Origin of the sequence: Bacillus sp. FSL R5-0576, assembly GCF_038004765.1 — a bacterium.
In the GTDB taxonomy this organism is placed as follows: Bacteria; Bacillota; Bacilli; order Bacillales; family Bacillaceae; genus Bacillus; species Bacillus subtilis.
The window spans coordinates 2,075,840-2,096,646 of sequence record NZ_JBBORU010000001.1; the positions used below are offsets into that span (position 1 = coordinate 2,075,840).

Below are 20,807 nucleotides of genomic sequence, written 5' to 3' on the forward strand. Positions count from 1 at the left end.
TTTCAGGACACGCCATACTAGTATCACAGAGCGGGAAATCCGCTTTTAAATAAAACACCATCCTACTCCCACACCGCAAAAGCCGCTTTATGCGGCTTTTATTCTTTTTCCCCTGCAACATAAGCTTCAAGCTCGCTGTCAGTCATTTCGGATACTGAGGTTGTCGGCAAGGCATCAAGAAACAGCCGGCCGTAACCAGCGGTTTTAATCCGTCTGTCCAATATCATAATCGTTCCCTTGTCTCCCGCAGAACGCAGCAAGCGTCCGATTCCTTGCCTGAAGGTCAGCACAGCTTCCGGTAATGACACTGTTTGAAACGGATTCTTTCCTTTTTTGCGGGCAAGCTCACATTTTGCAGCATGAAGCGGGTGATCAGGGGACCGGAATGGGAGCCTCACGATCATTACTGTCGTCAGCTCATCACCAGGGAAATCAACGCCTTCCCAAAAATGATTTGTTCCGAGCAGGATCGCCTGATTGGATGTTTTAAAAGTCTTCATGAGTTTGCCGGGACTTCCGCCTGTAATCCCTTGTGCCAAGAGCTGAATGCCGGAAGCACTCATGTTATGCTTAAGCTCCTGGTGAACCTTTTTCAGCATATCATGGGATGTAAACAGCACAAGGATTTTAGGCTGTTTTTCCTTTGCCATCAGTTCGATATAACGGGCTGTATCCTGTATAAATTCAGGTTGCCCTGTATCCTGAATTGATTTCATTTCCTTTGGAATCATCACCTGCATACGCTCATCGTAAGAAAAGGGTGACTCAATTCTCATTGTCCGCGGGAAAAAGTCACTCAGTCCCAGTCGTTCAATCATAAATTGAAAAGAACCTTCGACTGTAAGAGTTGCAGATGTCAGCACCACACTATTTTTGCGCGCGAAAAACTGATCAGCCAGAAGTTCACCAGGTTCAAGAGGCTGTGCGTAAATGGCCACTGCATTTTTCGCACCCTTTGCATCTATTTCAATCCAAACCGCTTCATCGTCATCAGACCCAAAGAAGAGCTTCTGCAACGTCTGACAGTAATGCTGCAAGCCTTTCATGCTTCTTTGGTATTCATCGGCTAAAAAGACGGTTTTGCTCTTCATACCCTTCAAATGTTTTTCCATCAGGGATGACTGCGCCTCAAAAAGCTGCTGCAAATGTGTCAGCATGGAACAAAGCCTCTCCGCACCATCCGTTAAGATCGACCAGCTTTTATCCTGGCTTTCTTTGTTCACCTTAAACACTAGACGGTTTAAGTCTTCTTTAGGTTTTCTTCGTTTGACAAAAGAATGTACAGAGCTAAAGAAAGCATCACTTTCTGCTTGAACGTGCTGAAGCCACTCTTCCAATTCGAAAAATGAATCAACCGGCAGGCTGTTTCGCTGGAATAGCTGTCTCATCTTTTTTAGAAGTCCCTGCTCCTTCAGAGTGCCGATTCTGCTCAATTTCGTATGCAATTCTATGTACGTAGCTCTTTTCCCTAAATGTTCGCTTGCCGCACGTTCAAAATGGTGTGCTTCATCAATAATAAATGTGCCGCTTTCGGGAAGCCTTTTTTTCTGGCTGGCTTCATCGGTCAGCAAAAGGGAATGATTGGTGATCACCAAATCGGAGCGCATAGCAATCTGTTTGGCTCGCTCGTAAAACCCGATCACATGCTCACTGCGACTTCTTTTATAGGAGTCATCGTCATAAGCCAATCTGTCCCACAGCAATTTTCCGCCTGAAGGCAAATTCAGTTCCGCTACATCTCCTGTATTTGTCTCTGTCAGCCAAACGAGAAGCTGTGCCTTTGTCAGTACAGCATCATAATTATCATCTTCTTCATGAAGCACCTGCTCAAATTTATACAGGCATAAATAATGCGATTGCCCTTTTAAAATCGCCGCTGTTACCGGAAATGGAAACAGATCTTGGACAATCGGCAAATCCTTTGTGAGAATCTGCTGCTGTAAAAGCGTCGAATACGTGCTGATTATGACCGGCTTTTTTGATTTCTTGGCAAAAAGCGCAGCCGGAATAAGATAGCCAATCGTTTTTCCGATGCCTGGAGGAGCTTCAATCAGCGCATGCTCACGATTGGCAAATGCATCAGCCACCTCTCTCATCATCATCATTTGGCCGTCTCTTTTTTCATACCCAGGCATTAACTCTGACAGCGCTTTTTCATTTCCCGCTTCCCAGCTTTCGATCTCAAATGAGAAGTTCTCGTCCTCATTTATACGAGCATCGATAGCTTCAGGTTCTCTGACAGAAAACGAAGAAAAGCGCGTATAGCCCGGTATCTCGGTATGTCTGTTTTCATTAATGAACATATCCAACAAATGCGTCAGATCACTGATGAAATGCTGCGAAAGCCTTCTTAACTGCTTTAATGTCGGATAAGGAAGCTGCCGCAGCTTTTCAAGGATTTCCAAAAAAATAAGCCCTGTCACTTCAGCATCGCTGTCAGCCCGGTGCGGCTGATCATGCCGCAGCTGAAGCTCCTCGCTTAATTCCGTCAGCTTATACCCTTCAAATCCCGGAAAAACAATGCGTGAGAGCTCGACAGTATCAAGCACTTCACAATCTGGGAGCTGAAAGCCCGCCTTATGTAGCTCATACTTGACAAATCCAAGGTCAAAATGGATATTGTGAGCGACAAAATAAGCGCCGTCAAGCAATTGGAATACTTCTTCAGCAACTGCTTCAAATGGCTGTTCATTTTCTACCATTTGATTAGAGATTCCAGTAAGCTGCTCAATAAAAGCAGGGATTGATTTATTTGGATTAATGTATTTTGAAAACCGCTCAGTAATTTGTCCATTTTCGATTACAACCGCTGCGATTTGTATGATTTTATCGCCTTTCTTCGGCGAATTCCCTGTTGTCTCTACATCTATAACAACGAACCGTTGCTTATTCATTAAAATGGACACCTCAATTCTTGCATACGACAAAAGTGTAACACGTTTTGTACGGAAATGGAGCGGCAAAACCGTTTTACTCTCAAAATCTTAAAAGAAAACCCCCGATAAAGGGGGCTTTTCTTCTACAAAATTGTACGGGCTGGTTCGTTTCCCAGCATTTGTTCAATTTTGTTTTGATCATTCAGAACAGCCACTTTCGGCTCGTGGCTTGCCGCTTCTTGATCAGACATCATTTTGTAGGAAATAATAATGACCTTATCTCCTTCCTGCACAAGGCGTGCGGCTGCACCGTTTAAGCATATGACACCGCTTCCCCGTTTACCAGGAATAATATACGTTTCAAGACGTGCTCCATTATTATTATTCACAATTTGTACTTTTTCATTAGGAAGCATTCCCACAGCATCAATGAGATCTTCATCAATTGTAATGCTTCCCACATAGTTCAGGTTTGCTTCCGTAACAGTTGCCCTGTGAAGCTTGCCGCTCATCATTGTTCGATACATATTATATTCTCTCCATTTCTCGAATATCAATAATGATATTATCTATTAAACGCGCTTTTGAAAAAGCAACTGCAACAGCGAGAATCATCTTTCCAGCAATTTCATTCACAGGCTCGAGTTCCGGATAGGAATAAAGCTCTACATAGTCTATGGTTCCGCTAGTCGTTTCAATGATTTCTTTTGCAGCTTTTATCACCGCTTCAGGATCTCTTTCACCGGCTTGGATCAGTTCCGCACTTGTTTGAAGGGCCCGATACAGCTTAGGCGCTTCTTTTCTTTCCTCAGCTGTTAAGTATACATTGCGAGAGCTTTTGGCTAAGCCGTCTTCCTCTCTGACCGTATCGACAGGAACCAATTTAATATCCATGAAGAAGTCACTGATTAACCCATCAACAACAGCTACCTGCTGCGCATCTTTTAAACCGAAATAGGCACGAGTCGGCTTGACTAGATTGAAAAGCTTCGTCAGTACGATCGCGACCCCGTCAAAATGTCCTTCTCTTGAGCGCCCGCATAACACGTCTGTGCGTCTTTCTACATGAATCGTGACATTCTTTTCACCGGGATACATATCATGAGCATCTGGCGTAAATAAAATATCGACTCCGGCGTTTTCTGCAAGAGCTGCATCCCGCTCAATATCGCGCGGATATGCTTCAAAATCTTCATTAGGGCCGAATTGTGCAGGATTCACAAAAATACTCATAATAACGGCGTCGTTTTCTTGTCTTGCTTTGTCTGCTAAGGTTAAATGCCCCTCATGCAGAAACCCCATCGTCGGAACAAATCCGATTGACTTGCCCTCTGAATGGTATTGTTTTATGGCTTCTTTCAGCTGTGAAATATCAGTAATCTGTCTCATCTTATTTTCCCCCGTACAAGCCGTCAAGCACTGTCTGGTTCATTTGAAAGGAATGCTTTTGTTCAGGGAAAGCACGATGTCTTACATCCTGAACATATCCGCTGATTGCTGTTTCGATGGTTTCATCAATGCGCATATATTGCTTTACAAATTTAGGTGTTCTCTCAACACCGTGGCCGATAATATCATGATAAACGAGAACTTGTCCGTCCGCTTTCACACCAGCCCCGATTCCAATGACCGGTATGCTTAGCGTCTCGGCAATTTTGGCTGTGAGTTCTGCCGGCACACATTCCAGCACAAGCATCATAGCTCCTGCTTCTTCGCATTTTATACTGTCTTCTATTAATTTTTTTGCGCTTTGTTCGTCTTTGCCCTGTACTTTATAGCCGCCCAGTACGCCGACTGACTGCGGTGTCAAACCTAAGTGACTGACTACTGGAATGCCTCCAAGCGTCAATGCGCGAATGGATTCAAACACGCCTTCTCCGCCCTCAAGCTTCAGTGCGTCAGCTCCGCTTTCCTGAACGATAGCCGCTGCATTTTTCAGCGTATCTTCCTTAGACAGGTGATAAGACATAAACGGCATATCTGTCACAATAAAGGTATTCGGCGCACCCCTTTTAACGGCTTTTGTATGATGGATCATGTCCGCAACTGTCACACCGACAGTTGAATCAAGGCCGAGGACGACCATTCCAAGTGAATCACCGACTAAAATCATGTCAACTCCCGCTTGTTCAGCAAGTTTAGCTGCCGGATAATCATAAGCGGTCAGCATGACAATCGGTTCTTCAGACTCCTTCATTTTTAGAAAATCCAGTTTTGTTTTCATGTTTTCTCCTCCTCATGTTTAGAGGAGATGATCTGCCGTTTTCTTCTGCAAGCCAAAAAACCTTCCGTTACAACGAGAAGGATTCTTCACTTTCTAAAGTTCGGCGAGTTTCATCCCTCTGTCCCAGTCCTTTTTTGGATCAAGGCAGACTGCTGCAATGTCTATCTATTTTAATAATAGGTGCAGTTCGCAGGCGATACTGCCCAATGGAAGTATACCAAAATCAACGGGCTTGTACCAACACATTAGCCCAATTCGATATCGGCAGAATAGATTTTTTTAATGCCTTCGTTCGTTTCTAAAAGCAGAACGCCTTCATCATCTATACCTAACGCCTTACCGTAAAAGGTTCCGTTTAACGTTCTGGCTCTCATATTAGTGCCAATACCGAGCGCATAGCTTTCCCATAAAAGCTTAATCGGCGTAAATCCGTGCGTCATATAATCCCGGTACCGTTTCTCAAAGCATAGTAAAATATGCTGAATGACGCCGGCCCGATCAATTTTTTCCCCAGCAGCTTGGCTGAGGCTTGTCGCGATGTCCTTCAATTCATCTGGAAAATCATTAGGCTGCTGGTTAACGTTAATGCCGATCCCAATGATCACTGAACGTACGCGGTCTTCTTCAGCCTGCATTTCCGTTAGGATACCGACTGTTTTTTTTCCGTTAATCAAAATATCATTTGGCCATTTAATATCCGTTTGGATGCCTGCTGCCTCTTCTATTCCCTGCACAACAGCTACTGCAGCAAGCAGAGTCAGCTGCGGTGTTTTTTGGAGCGGAATGTCAGGCCGCAAAATCAGGCTCATCCAAACGCCGTTTCCTTCTTGAGAATGCCAAACCCTAGACATTCGGCCCCTTCCGGCTGTTTGTTTGTCAGCCACCACGAGGGTGCCTTCCGGTGCGTTATTATTCGCGAGCTCATGAGCCGTTTTTTGCGTGCTTGAAAGAACGTCATAGTAAATAAGATGCTGGCCCATCACTTCCGTTTTTAATCCAAAACGAATTTCGCTTTCACTGAGTTTTCCAGGCTTTTTGATGAGCCGATATCCTTTTCTTCTAACGGCTTCTACTTCATAACCCTCTTTCCGAAGCTCTTCAATATGCTTCCACACAGCAGTTCTTGAACAGCCGAGAGCATCACTGATTTTTTGGCCGGAAATAAATTCATTGCCGGCCTGAGAAAATAATTCAATAAGGTCTTTTCTTAATGTTGACCGCATGTCTTCAGCCACTCCTCTATGTGTTTCTTTTGATTGGAGAGCTTCCCTGTCACAACAGCCTGCTCGATCCGCTGTAATTCTTCCGACACCCATTTTCCAGCCGGTCGGTTTCGAAGCGCAAGCAAGTCCTTACCCGTGATATCAAGATCCTTAAGGCTTTTGATCGGCAGGTTTTGATAAGCGTACTGAATGTCCTTCAGTTTCTTTTCATCCAGTTTTTCGTTTTGCCGAAGCTGCGATATTTTGGCCGCAGAGAGCAGTGCTTTTTCCCCAGCTCTGTACATTGTCATTACGTCAAGGCTCTGGCCAAACGTATCAGCAATGTGAATGGCTTCCTTGATCGCTTTTCCCGGGAGCTTCCAGGCTTTCAGGAAAAGGGGCGCGTCTTTCAAGACTATGCCAAGGTTAATTAAAAGAGCAGCCCAAAGCTCCTCACGGGATGTTAAAGAGAAGAATGGAAACTCACTCGTTGAAATCAGGTTTTCTCGTTTATGATAAAAACCAGGAAGCTCTTCATACAATCTCGTTTGAATGAGCGTTTGAAGCGCCTGGCGAGAAGCTCTTCCCTGCAGCAATTTCTCGAACTCTATAGTTTTTCGTTCGACTGAAACATGGGAGAGGAGTGATTTTTCTTTCGCAATGGCTTCTTCTGTTTCCGGTGAAAGCGTAAAGCCAAGCTGGCTCATAAAACGTACGGCTCTCAGCATACGAAGCGCATCCTCTTGAAATCTATCCTCAGGCTTTCCAACGGTTCGAATCACTTTCTGATCAATATCTTTCTTGCCGCCAAAATAATCAAGCACCTTCCCGTCCGCTGTCATGGCCATCGCATTGATCGTTAAATCTCTTCGTTTTAGATCCTCTTCTAATGATGAGATAAATTGCACTTCTGACGGTCTTCTGAAATCAACATAATCAGATTCAGTCCGGAATGTCGTGACTTCATAGGTTTCATCCTCCCAGAGCACAATAATGGTCCCGTGCTCTTTGCCTACATCAACAGTTCGCTGAAACAGCCGTTCTACTTGATCAGGTGCCGCATCTGTTGCGATATCGACATCTCCGATCGTTCGTTTCATATAGCTGTCACGAACTGCGCCCCCGACAAAATAAGCCTGATGGCCCGCTTCGATTAAGATGCGGAGCACGGGAAGTGCTTTGATAAAAACTTTTTCCATGTGATCACTCCGGTTCTGCTAAATCTGCATAAATCTGTTCATACTGGCTGACAATTTTTTGGGAAGAAAATTCATTTTCAAGCATCTCTATTGCCGCCTTTGTAAAACGATTGCTTAGCTGTTCATCTTCTAAAATGCTCATCGCGCGGGCTGTTGCGGCCGCAACATCACCGACATCCACCAAAAATCCGCTCACATTGTTTTTAATAACCTCAGGGATACCGCCAATGTTTGTTCCGATACAAGGCACTCCGCAAGCCATCGCTTCAAGCAGGACAAGACCGAAGCTTTCTTTTTCAGATAGCAGCAGCTTCAAATCGCTAATAGAATAAAGCTCTTCAACACGGTCTTGATTTCCAAGCATTAAGACTTGGTCTTCCAAGCCATATTTTCTGATAAGCTCGCAGGCTGTCGATTTCTCCGGACCGTCTCCGACTAAAAGCAGCTTCGCTTTCGTTTTGCCAGCGATATTGCGGAACACACGGATGACATCCTGCACGCGTTTAACCTTTCTAAAGTTGGACACATGGATGACGACTTTTTCATCTGGTAAAATTCCATGTTTCTCTTTAATCACCGCTGTGTTTTTCTTCAGATACACGCGCTCGTCTATAAAGTTATAAATCGTTTCAATTTTTTTCTCCGGTTTAATTAAATCGTACGTTTCAGCCGCAAGCGCTGAGGAGACTGCAGTCACCCTGTCTGATGACTCAATAGCAAAACGGATCAGATCTTTTAGAGACGGATCATAACCTAACACCGTGATATCCGTGCCATGCAAAGTTGTAACAATGCCGATATTGCGTTTCAGCATTTGTTTTGCAAGATAGGCGCATACGGCATGCGGAAGAGCATAGTGAGCATGGATAATGTCTAAATTCTCCCGTTCCGCCACCTCTGCGATTTTGCTTGCCAATGTCAAATCATACGGAGGATACTTAAAAACAGCATATTGATTAACCTCAACTTCATGAAAATGAATATTGGGATGATATGTATTCAGTCTAAACGGAATGCTTGATGTGATGAAATGGATTTCATGTCCCTTTTCAGCAAGCTGCTTCCCCAGTTCTGTCGCAATGATACCCGAGCCTCCAACGCTCGGATAGCATGTGATTCCTATTTTTAGTTTTCTCATTGTTCGCCCCCAAGCACATCATGATCAAGCATCAGCATCCGTTTGGAAAAGAAACCTTCGGCATACTCCACGCCCGCTTCTTTACCGTAAAGCTTTTCTCTCGCTTCAACGATCTCGATATAACCATTCGTCAGAGGAGTAGAAACTGAATCCTTTGACGGGATAAACTGGCTTTTGTAGGCGTTGAGGCTTTGTTCCTTTGCCTCTATTGTATCCGAGATATCAATGACAAAATCCGGCTGATGAAAACCATTTATCATATAATAGTAAACCTTGCTGACTTTATGCGCCGGAAGGCTTTTTTCATCTTTATATTTATGGATTCCGGCGGAAAAGATCGCTTCTTCCACCAGTGCAGCCGCATTGCCGTGATCCGGATGGCGATCCTTTTTATACGGCATAAAAACCGCTTTTGGGCGGCAGGTTCTGATGACAGTGACAATCGACCGGATTGCCTGATCACTCATTATTAGGCCGCGGTCTGGAAGCGTCAGCTGAATTCTTTTATCTGCGCCTAATATGCGGGCTGCTTCAGCTGCTTCTTCTTTACGTAAACTGACCGTACCGTTAGAAGAGAGTTCCGCTTCTGTCAAGTCGCATATCATTACTTTTTTTCCCTGTTTGACAAACTTCGCTATTGTGCCGCCCATTCCGATCTCGACATCATCACTGTGGGCGCCAAAAGCAAGAACGTCAGCATTATACATTCGGCTCTTCTCCTCGAAGAAGGTCACGGAATTCGAAAACACCTTCATCAAGTGTGCGGACGAGAATTTCCGCAGTACCCATATTTGTGGCGAGCGGAATGGAATACACATCACATAACCGGATTAATGCCGAGACATCCGGTTCATGCGGCTGCGCGGTCAGCGGGTCGCGCAAAAAAATGACAAGATCGAGTGCATTGGCAGCGATCAATGCACCGATTTGCTGGTCTCCCCCTAAAGGGCCGGATTGAAAACGTTCAATTTGAAGACCTGTCGCCTCTTGAATTTTCAACCCTGTGGTTCCGGTTGCGTATAAATCATGATTCTTTAAAATATCCCGATAGGCAGTCGTAAATTGAACCATGTCCTGTTTTTTCTTGTCATGCGCGATCAAAGCAATTTTCATTGTTTATCCCCCCGTCTAATCAATGATATTTTCTAAACCGTACACAAGCTGATCAATCTTCATGACTTGTTCGACTGACAGTTTAACGCCTGACATGAAAGAAGCACGGTTATAAGAATCATGGCGTATCTGAAGCGTTTGGCCATCCATGCCGAACATGACCTCCTGATGCGCGATCAGTCCCGGAAGACGGACGCTGTGCAAGCGAATGCCGTTTTGCTCCGCTCCTCTTGCTCCTGGGAGAATTTCTTTTTCATCCGGATGTCCTTGCTGCTTTTCTTTACGGACTTCTGAAATCATTTCCGCTGTTTTAAGCGCAGTTCCGCTTGGTGCGTCAAGCTTCTGGTCATGATGAAGCTCAATAATCTCAACATCCTCAAAATAGTTGGCAGCCATTTTTGAAAATTTCATCATCAGTATCGCACCGAGCGCAAAATTTGGCGCGATGATGGCTCCGATCCCTTTTTCTTCTGTTAAAGACGTGAGCTCTTTTAAATCAGCTTCTGAGAAACCGGTTGTTCCGACAACTGGACGGACTCCGTGCTCTAATGCAATTTTTGTATGTACTTTTCCGATTTCGGGCGTTGTTAAATCAATCAAGACATCCGGTTGTGTTTCTGTAAAGCAGGCATGGATATCTGTGTAAATTAAAGCATCTGACTCAACAGGCATCACATCAGATAATTTTTGCTGATCGTATGTATGGTCTATGGCCCCGACAAGGTCAAAATGAGGTGTTCGTTCTGCCAATTTAACAGCTTCCTGCCCCATTCTTCCACGCGGTCCCGCAATGACTACTTTAATTGTTTCGTTTGACATCTTGATCTCCTCTACTTTCCTTCTTCTTTTCTGGTCCAGCGATCTTTATCTCTTGTATTAAATTTATGCATGACTCGGTCGTGAGCTTCCTCTAAAGAGATATCAAGAGAGTTGGCTAAACAAACCAATACAAATAGCACATCGCCCATTTCCTCTTCCATGCTTTTATCATCTTCAGTCGCTTTTTTTGGTTTTTCTCCATAACGGTGATTCACTTCTCTGGCAAGCTCGCCCAGTTCTTCAGTCAGCCTCGCCATCATGGCCAGCGGGCTAAAATATCCTTCTTTAAATTGGCCGATGTAACGGTCTACTTCAGCCTGTATGTCTTTCATTGTTTTATCACTCACTGAACGAAACCTCCTATCATCCTCTTACATGTTAGCTAATTCAGATACGTTTGACAAATGTTTAAGCACGTTTGCTGTTTTCTTTTTCATCCACTATAATATAAACGCTATCTAATGGAAGGAAAAGGGGTTTTGTGTGATGCTTGGAGAAATTAGATTAAAAAACATATTTTTTATTTTAATCGGAGCGGCAATTTTTTCATTTGGCTTGGTTCATTTCAATATGCAGAACAATCTGGCTGAGGGCGGTTTTACAGGTATTACACTTTTGCTTTATGCCCTTTTCCACATCAGCCCCTCTATCTCGAACCTGGTGTTGAACATTCCGATTTTTTTTATTGGCTGGCGTTTGCTCGGCAGGACAATGTTTGTTTATACCCTTGTCGGCACTGTAGCCTTGTCTTTGTTCCTCAGCATCTTTCAGCGATATGAAATACATATGCCCCTTCAGCACGACTTAGCGCTCGCCGCTTTATTTGCCGGCGTATTCATCGGAGCCGGACTGGGTATTATTTTTAAGTTCGGCGGTACGACAGGCGGTGTTGATATCATCGCACGTTTAGTGAATAAGTATTTTGGGATCCCGATGGGCAGAACGATGTTTGCTTTCGATGCCTGCGTCATCATTTTGTCTTTGCTTACTTATCTCTCCTATAAAGAAGCGATGTATACGCTGGTAGCTGTATTTGTAGCGGCAAGATTAATCGATTTTATTCAGGAAGGCGGATACGCTGCTAAAGGCGCTACGATCATCTCCTCGAAAAACGACCTGATTCAGAAAAAGATTCTTGAAGAAATGGAACGTGGCGTCACTATTTTGAAAGGACAAGGTTCCTACACAAAAGAGGATATAGATGTACTTTATTGTGTGGTGCCGAAAAACGAATTGGTGATGCTAAAAAGCGTGATTAACTCCATTGATCCCCATGCCTTTGTAGCGGTAAGCGATGTTCACGATGTGCTCGGAGAAGGATTTACGCTTGATGAAAATAAAAATCCGCTTCCGCGCTGACATGTAATAGAAAAAAGGCGGCTGACCGCCGCCCCTCATCCTTATTTAGGGTAGTCCCTTTTTTTCAGCTTGTTTTTTTCCGCCTTGTACTTTCTGTAACCGACATAGGTAAGAGCAGTAATGATGATACTGCCGGTTGTAATCATCACCCAGAGTAAAGACGGATCGGCATCATCCTCCTCCACCCTGTCAAACACATTTTTCAGGTCTTGCTGAAGAAGGGAAAGCCGTTCAAGCTTCGTGCTCTCTGTCATTTGCTGAAACTCCTCTTGCTCAATAACATCTATATGTTTTCCGACTGTTTCAAGCTGATCCTCTGATACATCGATTGTAAGACTGGGGTAAATCAAGTCATATAAACTGATAAATTCATTCCATTTTTCATGAAAGCTTGTGCTTCCATTCTTTTGGACATCTCGCTTCAGCTCAGTAAAAGCTTCCATAATTGGTTTTTCCAGTGAACCCCAAAGCGGGTCAGACCGATTGTCAACCGCATCCATCAGCATTCTGAACTGCGCGGCTGCTCTGAGTTTTTGTGTGTCTGATGTATCAGCTTGCTTTAAACTCCGAACCATATCATTATAGCCCAATGTGATTTGACGGATTTGGGCTCCCGTTAGCATGGGGTCTTGCTGTTTTTTCTCAGCGGATTTTAATGTTTTTTCAAAATACTCCAAGACTTGAAGCGCCTCTTCATATTTCGCCTGTCGGGTCATTTGAAAGACTGTATCGGATAAATCATTCAATTCCTCGAGGCTTCCCCGCTCTGCAGCCTTGGCATTTCCATTATAAAAAATAAGTGCAATCAACAAACAGATCGTCAGCTTTCGTTTCATGCAGGTCCCTCCCACTCTCTCTCCTTACAGAATATGAAGAAAGGGACAAGGATAGACCAACATTGTCTTTACATCAGCTCAAGCTTCGTTTGCTTTTTCGAGACCACAAGAAAGTAAGCAAGCCCGATTGAAAAGATGCTTAGCCAAAATGTTCCGTATCCTATTTCAGTCATATAATCAGAAAGCATAGAGTATTGCGGCATCATATCAAACAAGTAGTCAATGACATCGTTATGCAGTGTCCAGACTGCAGCAATTGCAAGATGCCAAAATGAAAAACGAAAATACGGACTGTATAATACGCCTTGAACTGCCATTGCAAAATGCGAAGCAATTAGCATGTAGCCCTCCCACGGCAAGTCACCAGTTACTGCAAGCACAAGAAAATTCATAGCCACCGCCCATAGGCCATACTTTACGAGGGTAACTAGCGCAAGCGCCTCAAAGAGCGGAGCATTCCGTTTCATGAGAAAGGCAAGCAGCACAAACAGAAAGAAAAACGTTGCTGTCGGACTGTCCGGAACAAAAATCAGGAAACGGGCCGGTGTCTCCAAAAGCTGCGGCAAGTACCAATAGTAGCCGTAAACCGTTCCCAGAAAATTAATGGCTAAGACAAGAATAAGTATCGGCCGCTGCCCTAATACATATTGAAACCATTTCACATCGAATCAACTCTCAGTCTGTAAAAATAATATGTCCATATAAAAAAGCTGACGCCGGGTCAGCTTTTGATAATAAAAGTATATCCTTCCATTTGACAATTCACAATACGTTATTTTGCGGTTGTTTCAGAAATAAATTTTGCAAGTTCTTCGAGCTGCTTATCATTTCCTTTGAACACACCCGCCGGCATTTTGCCTTTTCCTTCTACAGCGATTTTTTTGATTTCTTCCGGTTTCAGCCCGCTGTCAACCAATGAAGGCCCAGCCGCTCCTCCCTGAAGGTTATCCCCATGGCAAGAAATACAGCCCTGTTCCTTAAAGACCTTATATCCTTCTGCATTGGTGTCAATGTCGGCTTCTTTTGTGATTTTCCCCTGTTCTTCTGCCTTGGCCCAGTCATGAGTAGCAACTGACTGCCACGTCAAAAATACAGCAGCGGAAATGGCCAGAAGCATCATACCGACAGCGACCGGACGCTTCCACGGCCTTCTTTCTGTCCCTCTGTCTAGGAATGGAGCCAAAAGCAGGGCCCCAAAAGCGAGACCTGGCATAATCATGGCGCCGACCACTGTAAAGCTTCCAGCGGCGTATTCATACTTCAACAGCTGGTATAAGAAAAGAAAATACCAATCCGGCAGCGGAATATAACCAGTATCAGTCGGGTCCGCCATCCGCTCCAAAGGCGGCTGATGCACAATCGTCAAAACGAGAAAACCGATGAGAAAGACAGCTCCAACCATCCATTCCTTTAACAAGAAATTTGGCCAGAAAGCCTCTGTTTTACCGGGATACTCCGAATAATCCTTCGGTATATTCGGCTTTTTTTCAGCCGGTATCCTTGAGTCGCCTACAAATTTCATCCCTTTGCCCCGGTGCATGTCATCCCCTCCCTTTTATTCGCAGATCAAGAGTTTAAAGCGGTCCTGAAATTCCCTGCTTCCGGATCATAATAAAATGTGCAGCCATCAGCCCGAACAATGCGGCAGGAAGAAAAAATACATGGATCGCAAAAAACCTAGTCAGCGTTTGGGCGCCTACAATATCCGGATGCCCTGCAAGGAGCGTTTTAACCTGCGTTCCGATCAAAGGCGTGGCTTCGGCGATCTGCAGCCCGACTTTTGTTGCAAACAGAGCCTTCATATCCCAAGGAAGCAAGTAGCCTGTAAAGCCAAGACCGAGCATAACAAAAAAGATCAGCACACCGACAATCCAGTTCAGCTCGCGCGGTTTTTTATACGCGCCTTGGAAAAAGACCCTCAGCGTATGTAAAAACATCATCACAATGACCAGGCTCGCACCCCAGTGGTGCATCCCCCTGACAATCTGGCCGAATGCTACTTCATTTTGCAAATAATATACCGATTCCCAGGCATTTTTGATATCAGGCACATAATACATCGTTAAAAACATTCCAGATAATACTTGGATAACGGTTACAAAAAACGTCAGTCCCCCAAAGCAATACACAAACGCAGAGAAATGATGGGCGGGATTCACATGTTCCGGTACTTCGTGATCGGCAATATCCCTCCACATCGGTGTAATATCAAGCCGCTCGTCTACCCAGTCATAAATTTTGTTCAGCATGTCACCCTTCCCCCTTAGGCTTTGCTTTTCCAAGATACAGGAAGCCGTCTTTTACTTCTTGCTCATAATGATCAAGAGGCGCAAGCGGCGGCGTGCCAGGGACATTGGTGCCGTCCTTTTCATAGAGTCCGTAATGGCATGGACAAAAGAATTTATTCGGGTTTTTAGGATCACTATTCCAGTTCACCGTACACCCTAAATGTTTACAAATTGGCGAAAGTGCTACAATTTCATCCCCGTTTTTGAAGACCCAGGCTGATCTTGACTCTTCTGACTCATACCAGGCATCGACTTGATTAATTTTAAAATCAAAGCGCTGCGGCTCTTTTGTCAACTCATCAACGCTGACAACCTGAACCATATCCTGCTTCCCTGTCGATTTTAATACCGGGTCGAGTGCGAAGCGAACCATAGGCATGAGCATACTAGCCGCCATAAAACCTCCTACGCCTGTGAGCGTGTAATTCAAAAATTGACGTCTGGATATATCATGTTTTCCGCCCATCTCTTCTCCCCCCTCTAGGTACCCCTGCAAACTAACTAAAATAGAAAATATTGCAATAACTCTAGACACCCTCATAATATATGAATCTCTCAGCAAGGTCAATATAGCCAAAATATTGTTTATAAGGAAATGTAAGTGTTTTTATGAAGTGCTCCATAACTGTAACAAAACGTTCAAAATTTCAGCAGTGCGTTCATCCAATATTTTTCTTTTTAAAGAGTCATTTAAATGCTCTAATGGAACAGACGGTGTAACAATGATTTTGCCTAACGCATCCTCAGCTCTCCAACTTTCGTCAGATGTGAGCAGGACAACATGCGGAAATTCCGTTATCAGCTCTTCCCGCAAATCCTTAAGCCCTTGAACGGTTATTTCATTTCTATCAACATATGTATAAGGCGGAAGTAAATATACCCGTCCCTTTAACTGCCTTTCAAGTTCTTCTGAGAGAAGCTGCGTAAACTCGCCTTTCTCCGCCGCCATTTTAAAATGGTTATTAACCCTTATGTTAATTAATGGCATGACAGCGGTATCAATGTAATCCTTAGCTTGTAAATAGTCCTTGGCATCAGTGATTCTCCACCTCATCGTTCTCCCCCTTTACGGCAACAAGCCTTGCAATTCACTGCAAGGCTGGTCATATTATGTGAGCTGATTTAATTGGCGCGATAATTGTTCAAATGCCTCTTTATCATGACGATCTAACGCGTCGTCAATGTCTTTTAATAATTTTTCTCTTTGGAATGTGGAAATAGCGTGCTCTAAAATCTGTTCCGCCAATCCCTGATCTTTTTTATTCTCAAAAAGGTTTTTCGGAATATGCGGGTTGGACTCCAGCACCGCCGCATATTCAGGTGAGCTGTAAGCCGAACGGAAATTAAGCTGGATAAACAAATCCTGCTGTTTATTTAATCTAATATCATGAAAAGATTTTTCCGCGTCGGTAGTCATGACATTCTCTTTATAGAACCGGAACGGAACTTCTTCAACACAATGTGTTGACATTATAATGCCTCTCGGGCAAAATTCAGCCTGCTCCACAAAATGAACCTTCTCCATGAGAGAATCATGGCTCATTAAGTAGTTCAAGATCCAAACGCACTCTCGGCGCTTTAACTGATAATGGTTTAAAAACCAACGGATAAAATCTTTTTTCTCATTGACAGAAACAGGGGTCTGCATGTAATTCCCTCCTCTATCGTTCGTATAATCTATATACTTATATGTTCCACATGAATGGTTAATATTCCTGCTTATCTAGAAAATTCATCCTCGATTCGCAAAATCGTTTCTTCAAGCTCTTCATTGGCTCCGTCCATTTCAAGAACCTTTTTCAAAAGCGGCAGCGCTTCTTTTTGAAGGCCTTCTTCTAATAGGAAGCTTGCGTATTCATATAAGAAATCTCTATCCTCCCGGTAATGAAGATAGGCAGCCTCAAAGGATTGTTTTGCTTCCTCGTATTGCTCTAATTCAGTATATGCGCTTGCAAGATACCAATTGTATTTAGGATCTTCTTCACCGTAGCTTCGAACCTCTTGAATAAGATCAATGATCTGATCATAATCCTCTTCTTTGTGATACACGGCAAGAAGTGTATGAAGGGCCTCGACAAAGCCCGGATCAAGCGCAAGCGCCTCCTGAAGCAGCTTCTTCCCCTCTTCTGACTTCCCGATTTTTAAGGCCATTTTGGCGGCATAAAGGAAAAGTTCTTTGTTATATTCATCATATCTGATCCCCTCTTTTGCCGTTTTTAATGCCTCTTCATACATTCCTTCAGCTTCATAGCTTTTCGAGAGCGGCATATAAAGTGAAGTATAAGATGGATCAAGCTCCTTTAAATCAGACAGCTGCTTAATAGCTGTTTTCACAAGCCCCGCCTGTAAGGCTGTAAAACCATAGCCGAAAATCGTATTAGGATCAGGATTCTCATCGACAGCTTTCTCATACCATGGAATGGCATCCTCAAATTCACCTGAGGCACTTAACGATTCTGCCAGTCTTTGATGGACATTAACGCCCCCGATCTCACTCTGCTCCTCAGCCGTTGTTTTAAAATATTGAACCGCTTTTGCATAGGCTCCCTGAGCAAAGTAAAGTTCTCCCAGTGCAAAATCAATAACAGGTTCATTGTCCAGAATGGACTTTGCCTGGAAAAGCTTTTGTTCACTGACTTCGAATAACCCCTGCATCTGATAAAGATCCGCCATAAGCAGCAAACTTTCCGGATATGATGGATCTGTTTCCGGAATAGTCTCCAGCACAGCGAGGGCTTTTTCTTCTTCGTCAATATCTATTAAAAGTTCAGCGTAGAAATTCGTCAGTTCTGTTTCATTTGGATATAAATCATGTAGATCACTAATCAGTGAAATGGCTTTTTCTACATCGCCCCACTCGTAATAAAGCTGGGCTGCAATGGCTTTATCTTCATCATGCAGCTGTTTTTCAGCCTTCGAGAGCGTGTTGAGGCCTTTTTCTGTTTCACCTGCTTCAACTAATTTTATGGCTTCTTGAATCAATGTATTCAAATCGGACCGGTCCTTTCTTTTCCTATACAACATCAACCATACAAAAAAGCTTTATTTGTTCGGGTTAATCTTATCATAATTCAGACGAATGCCCCCGGCAAATAAGATGCTTCTGTACGGAAGGGAATTATTGAGTCTTATTAGTTTACCAAAAGATCTTGAGATAGAAAATGAAAAAAGGAAGATCGCCCTCTGTACAGTAAAGCAGCTCTTTGACCTGCCGGCTTGTAAGTAAAGCACATCCCCCCTTTTCGTTTTTCTATCCGTTCTATAAGACAAGCTATGTTTTTTCGCCTCGAATTATGATCTGCATAAAAAATCCTGAAGTAAAACTTCAGGATTTTTTCGAAAGCTTATTTAAATGCTCGAAGAAGGTTGGATAAGAAACGTGAATGGCATCCGTGTGCTCGATTTCAATCGGCTCCTCCGTTATACAGGAAGCAATACCAAGCATCATTCCGATTCGATGATCTCCGCGGCTGGACACTGCAGCGCCGCCTTTCAACGTTTGTTTGCCATAAACCTTCATTCCATCTGCTGTCGGTTCAATTTCAGCACCCAGCTTGCGAAGCTCAGAAACAACAGTATCAATACGGTTTGTTTCTTTCACTTTTAGCTCTGCCGCGTCCTTAATAACGGTGGTTCCTTCCGCCTGAGTCGCAAGAAGCGCGATGATAGGGATCTCATCAATTAAACGCGGAATGATATCTCCTCCGATTTCAACTGCCTTTAGAGATGACGTTTCTATAATCAAATCTCCATAAGGCTCTGCACCGCTATCAGCAGATGGTTTGATTTCAAGTTTTGCCCCCATGTTTTGAAGGACATCAATAATACCTGTCCGAGTCGGATTTAAACCTACGTTTTTCAATACAATTCTGCTGTTTGGAACCATCGCGCCAGCAGCAAGGAAAAACGCGGCTGAAGAAATGTCTCCAGGAACAAAAATATCAGCAGCTGTCAGTTTCTGGCCACCAGCAATGGAAACACTCGTTTGATCTTCAGAAAGCTTAACGCCAAAAGCAGAAAGCATCCGCTCAGTGTGGTCCCGAGATTTATGGGGCTCTGTTACAGTTGTTGTGCCCTCAGCCTGTAATCCGGCCAGCAAAACAGCAGATTTAATTTGCGCGCTTGCAACAGGTGATACATAATCAATTCCTTTTAATGAAGCGCCGCTCACTGACAGCGGTGTAAACTCTCCGCCGGCTCTGCCGTCGATTTTAGCCCCCATTTTTTTCAAAGGCTCAGTCACACGCTTCATTGGGCGCTTCGCAATGCTCTCATCTCCGGCTACCGCGCTGTAAAAAGGACGGCCCGCCAATATTCCGAGCATCAGGCGAATCGTTGTACCTGAATTTCCGACATCTAAAAGGCTTTCTGGCTCTTTCAGGGCATCGATTCCTTTTCCGTGAATCACGACATCGCTGCTGCTTTGCTCAATGTGAACACCCATTTTTCTAAAGCAATCGATCGTGCTCAGACAATCTGCTCCCGGCAGAAAGTTTTTAACTGTTGTTGTGCCTGCCGCTAGCGCGCCAAACATAACAGAGCGGTGAGAAATGGATTTATCACCGGGAATATGTATTTCTCCATGTAAGGTCTGCACCTTTTCTCGTTTCATTTTTTCCACCTCAATCAGCATAAAAAGTTTCATATTCCGCCCGGGCTTCAATGCATTGTTCTGCCCTTTTGCGGTCGTCATCAGACTGAAAACTGATCCTTAAAATCCCGTTAATATCCTCTCGTGTTTCGATAATGCGGATATTCGTGATACTGATGCGCTCCGCAGCTAAGATCGCTGTTATCTCGGATATTACACCCGGATGATCGGGTACATCCACATATAAATCATAAAATGCAGGTATCGCTCCCTTCTGCCGAAGCGGCAGCCCGTCGCGATAATCCTTGGCTGTTTTAAAATAACGAAATAGATTTTCCGCATCTTCTTGTTCTACATATGTACGGATCTTGTCAATTTCACGAATCCACTCATCAAAACGGTCTAAGATTTTATCTTTATTATGTAATAAAATATCCCGCCACATTGCCGGGCTGCTTGATGCAATCCTTGTAATATCTCTGAACCCGCCGGCAGCAAAACGCTTAACAAGCGGATACAGGTTTTCCGAATGATGGGTTTGGTGAACAAGGCTAGCTGCTACAATATGCGGAAAATGACTGATTACGCTTGTAACGCCATCATGCTCCTCTGGCGACATTTCCACAAAATGGGCATTCGTCCCCTTCAGCAGGTTTTTTAACTGTTCCACAGCTTGTTTGTCCGTTTTCTGGCCTGGCGTTAAAATATAAAATGCATTTTCAAACAGGAACTCCTTCGCAGCGGCCACTCCTGATTTATGTGAACCCGCCATCGGATGCCCTCCGACAAATTGATAGCGGCTAGGCAACACTTGATCAGCGTAATCAACCACTTTTTGCTTTGTGCTTCCTACATCCGTAATCAAAAGCTCATGTTCAATTCCTGAATGAGCCAGCTCTTCAAGCATAACCAGTGTTTGTTCAACAGGTGTCGCAATGATTACTGTAGCTGCCTCTTTCACACCGCTAATAAACGAATCAGCACGATCGTCTATCACGCCTAATTTTAATGCCGCTACCGCCTGTTCATCAGAGATGTCGATTCCGATAATCCGTTTGCCGGGATGATTTTTTTTGATGGCTAGGGCAATCGAACCGCCTATCAATCCGAGACCGGCGAGCAATATTGTATCTTTCATTTGATTCATACGTCATCACCTGGT

22 protein-coding genes are annotated in these 20,807 nt (G+C 44.0%); 1 reads left to right on the forward strand and 21 read right to left on the reverse strand.

Annotated features, from left to right (window positions below; genetic code table 11):
* Positions 1-98: 98 nt before the first annotated feature.
* The 11 genes from dinG to NX903_RS10505 all read right to left on the reverse strand — a co-directional run bounded on the left by dinG (position 99) and on the right by NX903_RS10505 (position 10,918).
* Positions 99-2,894: an ATP-dependent DNA helicase DinG gene (gene dinG, locus NX903_RS10455; protein ID WP_086344008.1), complete on the reverse strand. Its 2,796-nt coding sequence runs from the start codon at positions 2,892-2,894 to the stop codon at positions 99-101.
* A gap of 125 nt (positions 2,895-3,019) precedes the next feature.
* Positions 3,020-3,403, reverse strand: a complete 384-nt coding sequence (panD, locus tag NX903_RS10460; RefSeq protein ID WP_003225586.1) for an aspartate 1-decarboxylase — start codon at positions 3,401-3,403, stop codon at positions 3,020-3,022.
* Between the two features lies 1 nt (position 3,404).
* Positions 3,405-4,265: a pantoate--beta-alanine ligase gene (gene panC / locus NX903_RS10465; RefSeq protein ID WP_086344009.1), complete on the reverse strand. Its 861-nt coding sequence runs from the start codon at positions 4,263-4,265 to the stop codon at positions 3,405-3,407.
* A 1-nt stretch (position 4,266) separates the two neighbouring features.
* Complete coding sequence (panB, locus tag NX903_RS10470; protein WP_086344010.1) at positions 4,267-5,100, reverse strand: 3-methyl-2-oxobutanoate hydroxymethyltransferase; 834 nt, start codon at positions 5,098-5,100, stop codon at positions 4,267-4,269.
* A gap of 245 nt (positions 5,101-5,345) precedes the next feature.
* Complete coding sequence (locus tag NX903_RS10475) at positions 5,346-6,323, reverse strand: biotin--[acetyl-CoA-carboxylase] ligase (protein WP_086344011.1); 978 nt, start codon at positions 6,321-6,323, stop codon at positions 5,346-5,348.
* Entirely contained in the window at positions 6,308-7,501 is a 1,194-nt protein-coding gene (locus NX903_RS10480; protein WP_086344012.1) for a CCA tRNA nucleotidyltransferase, read from the reverse strand. The genes NX903_RS10475 and NX903_RS10480 overlap by 16 nt, the downstream gene beginning before the upstream one ends.
* 4 nt (positions 7,502-7,505) lie before the next feature.
* Positions 7,506-8,639 (reverse strand): N-acetyl-alpha-D-glucosaminyl L-malate synthase BshA, encoded by a 1,134-nt coding sequence (gene bshA, locus NX903_RS10485; protein ID WP_042976368.1) that lies wholly within the window; start codon positions 8,637-8,639, stop codon positions 7,506-7,508.
* Positions 8,636-9,346 (reverse strand): bacillithiol biosynthesis deacetylase BshB1, encoded by a 711-nt coding sequence (gene bshB1 / locus NX903_RS10490; protein WP_024573474.1) that lies wholly within the window; start codon positions 9,344-9,346, stop codon positions 8,636-8,638. The genes bshA and bshB1 overlap by 4 nt, the downstream gene beginning before the upstream one ends.
* Entirely contained in the window at positions 9,339-9,752 is a 414-nt protein-coding gene (gene mgsA, locus NX903_RS10495; RefSeq protein WP_014477171.1) for a methylglyoxal synthase, read from the reverse strand. The genes bshB1 and mgsA overlap by 8 nt, the downstream gene beginning before the upstream one ends.
* 15 nt (positions 9,753-9,767) lie before the next feature.
* The gene (dapB, locus tag NX903_RS10500; RefSeq protein WP_024573475.1) at positions 9,768-10,571 is read right to left on the reverse strand and encodes a 4-hydroxy-tetrahydrodipicolinate reductase; all 804 of its coding nucleotides are present in this window, start codon (positions 10,569-10,571) and stop codon (positions 9,768-9,770) included.
* Positions 10,572-10,582: 11 nt separating this feature from the next.
* A complete protein-coding gene (locus NX903_RS10505) occupies positions 10,583-10,918 on the reverse strand; it encodes a nucleotide pyrophosphohydrolase (protein ID WP_004398044.1) in 336 nt (111 codons plus the stop codon).
* Positions 10,919-11,057: 139 nt separating this feature from the next.
* On the opposite strand from NX903_RS10505, the gene NX903_RS10510 reads away from it, so the two are divergent.
* On the forward strand, positions 11,058-11,930 hold the full coding sequence (locus tag NX903_RS10510; protein ID WP_003230635.1) for a YitT family protein: 873 nt from the start codon (positions 11,058-11,060) through the stop codon (positions 11,928-11,930).
* A 41-nt stretch (positions 11,931-11,971) separates the two neighbouring features.
* Here the strand turns inward: NX903_RS10510 and ypjB are convergent, their stop codons facing one another.
* The 10 genes from ypjB to NX903_RS10560 all read right to left on the reverse strand — a co-directional run bounded on the left by ypjB (position 11,972) and on the right by NX903_RS10560 (position 20,792).
* A complete protein-coding gene (gene ypjB / locus NX903_RS10515; RefSeq protein WP_086344013.1) occupies positions 11,972-12,766 on the reverse strand; it encodes a sporulation protein YpjB in 795 nt (264 codons plus the stop codon).
* Positions 12,767-12,834: 68 nt separating this feature from the next.
* Positions 12,835-13,428, reverse strand: coding sequence for a DUF1405 domain-containing protein (locus NX903_RS10520; protein WP_172401334.1), 594 nt, complete (start codon positions 13,426-13,428; stop codon positions 12,835-12,837).
* 110 nt (positions 13,429-13,538) lie between these two features.
* Entirely contained in the window at positions 13,539-14,306 is a 768-nt protein-coding gene (locus tag NX903_RS10525; RefSeq protein WP_004398051.1) for a menaquinol-cytochrome c reductase cytochrome b/c subunit, read from the reverse strand.
* A 34-nt stretch (positions 14,307-14,340) separates the two neighbouring features.
* Positions 14,341-15,015, reverse strand: coding sequence for a menaquinol-cytochrome c reductase cytochrome b subunit (gene qcrB / locus NX903_RS10530; protein ID WP_003225560.1), 675 nt, complete (start codon positions 15,013-15,015; stop codon positions 14,341-14,343).
* Position 15,016: 1 nt separating this feature from the next.
* The gene (locus NX903_RS10535) at positions 15,017-15,520 is read right to left on the reverse strand and encodes a ubiquinol-cytochrome c reductase iron-sulfur subunit (protein ID WP_003230627.1); all 504 of its coding nucleotides are present in this window, start codon (positions 15,518-15,520) and stop codon (positions 15,017-15,019) included.
* Between the two features lie 141 nt (positions 15,521-15,661).
* A complete protein-coding gene (locus NX903_RS10540) occupies positions 15,662-16,108 on the reverse strand; it encodes a YpiF family protein (RefSeq protein ID WP_086344014.1) in 447 nt (148 codons plus the stop codon).
* 54 nt (positions 16,109-16,162) lie between these two features.
* Positions 16,163-16,702: a ReoY family proteolytic degradation factor gene (locus NX903_RS10545; protein ID WP_004399171.1), complete on the reverse strand. Its 540-nt coding sequence runs from the start codon at positions 16,700-16,702 to the stop codon at positions 16,163-16,165.
* 71 nt (positions 16,703-16,773) lie between these two features.
* Positions 16,774-18,045, reverse strand: coding sequence for a tetratricopeptide repeat protein (locus NX903_RS10550; protein ID WP_003230620.1), 1,272 nt, complete (start codon positions 18,043-18,045; stop codon positions 16,774-16,776).
* Positions 18,046-18,379: 334 nt separating this feature from the next.
* Complete coding sequence (gene aroA, locus NX903_RS10555) at positions 18,380-19,666, reverse strand: 3-phosphoshikimate 1-carboxyvinyltransferase (protein ID WP_086344607.1); 1,287 nt, start codon at positions 19,664-19,666, stop codon at positions 18,380-18,382.
* Between the two features lie 10 nt (positions 19,667-19,676).
* A complete protein-coding gene (locus tag NX903_RS10560) occupies positions 19,677-20,792 on the reverse strand; it encodes a prephenate dehydrogenase (RefSeq protein ID WP_003230615.1) in 1,116 nt (371 codons plus the stop codon).
* Positions 20,793-20,807 lie beyond the last annotated feature (15 nt).

What these genes read in the sequence shown, in the direction of transcription:
- dinG (WP_086344008.1), bottom strand. Translation starts at nt 2,894, where the DNA reads ATGAATAAGCAACGGTTCGTTGTTATAGATGTAGAGACAACAGGGAAT.
- panD (WP_003225586.1), bottom strand. Translation starts at nt 3,403, where the DNA reads ATGTATCGAACAATGATGAGCGGCAAGCTTCACAGGGCAACTGTTACG.
- panC (WP_086344009.1), bottom strand. Translation starts at nt 4,265, where the DNA reads ATGAGACAGATTACTGATATTTCACAGCTGAAAGAAGCCATAAAACAA.
- panB (WP_086344010.1), bottom strand. Translation starts at nt 5,100, where the DNA reads ATGAAAACAAAACTGGATTTTCTAAAAATGAAGGAGTCTGAAGAACCG.
- NX903_RS10475 (WP_086344011.1), bottom strand. Translation starts at nt 6,323, where the DNA reads ATGCGGTCAACATTAAGAAAAGACCTTATTGAATTATTTTCTCAGGCC.
- NX903_RS10480 (WP_086344012.1), bottom strand. Translation starts at nt 7,501, where the DNA reads ATGGAAAAAGTTTTTATCAAAGCACTTCCCGTGCTCCGCATCTTAATC.
- bshA (WP_042976368.1), bottom strand. Translation starts at nt 8,639, where the DNA reads ATGAGAAAACTAAAAATAGGAATCACATGCTATCCGAGCGTTGGAGGC.
- bshB1 (WP_024573474.1), bottom strand. Translation starts at nt 9,346, where the DNA reads ATGTATAATGCTGACGTTCTTGCTTTTGGCGCCCACAGTGATGATGTC.
- mgsA (WP_014477171.1), bottom strand. Translation starts at nt 9,752, where the DNA reads ATGAAAATTGCTTTGATCGCGCATGACAAGAAAAAACAGGACATGGTT.
- dapB (WP_024573475.1), bottom strand. Translation starts at nt 10,571, where the DNA reads ATGTCAAACGAAACAATTAAAGTAGTCATTGCGGGACCGCGTGGAAGA.
- NX903_RS10510 (WP_003230635.1), top strand. Translation starts at nt 11,058, where the DNA reads ATGCTTGGAGAAATTAGATTAAAAAACATATTTTTTATTTTAATCGGA.
- ypjB (WP_086344013.1), bottom strand. Translation starts at nt 12,766, where the DNA reads ATGAAACGAAAGCTGACGATCTGTTTGTTGATTGCACTTATTTTTTAT.
- NX903_RS10525 (WP_004398051.1), bottom strand. Translation starts at nt 14,306, where the DNA reads ATGCACCGGGGCAAAGGGATGAAATTTGTAGGCGACTCAAGGATACCG.
- qcrB (WP_003225560.1), bottom strand. Translation starts at nt 15,015, where the DNA reads ATGCTGAACAAAATTTATGACTGGGTAGACGAGCGGCTTGATATTACA.
- NX903_RS10535 (WP_003230627.1), bottom strand. Translation starts at nt 15,520, where the DNA reads ATGGGCGGAAAACATGATATATCCAGACGTCAATTTTTGAATTACACG.
- NX903_RS10540 (WP_086344014.1), bottom strand. Translation starts at nt 16,108, where the DNA reads ATGAGGTGGAGAATCACTGATGCCAAGGACTATTTACAAGCTAAGGAT.
- NX903_RS10545 (WP_004399171.1), bottom strand. Translation starts at nt 16,702, where the DNA reads ATGCAGACCCCTGTTTCTGTCAATGAGAAAAAAGATTTTATCCGTTGG.
- aroA (WP_086344607.1), bottom strand. Translation starts at nt 19,666, where the DNA reads ATGAAACGAGAAAAGGTGCAGACCTTACATGGAGAAATACATATTCCC.
- NX903_RS10560 (WP_003230615.1), bottom strand. Translation starts at nt 20,792, where the DNA reads ATGAATCAAATGAAAGATACAATATTGCTCGCCGGTCTCGGATTGATA.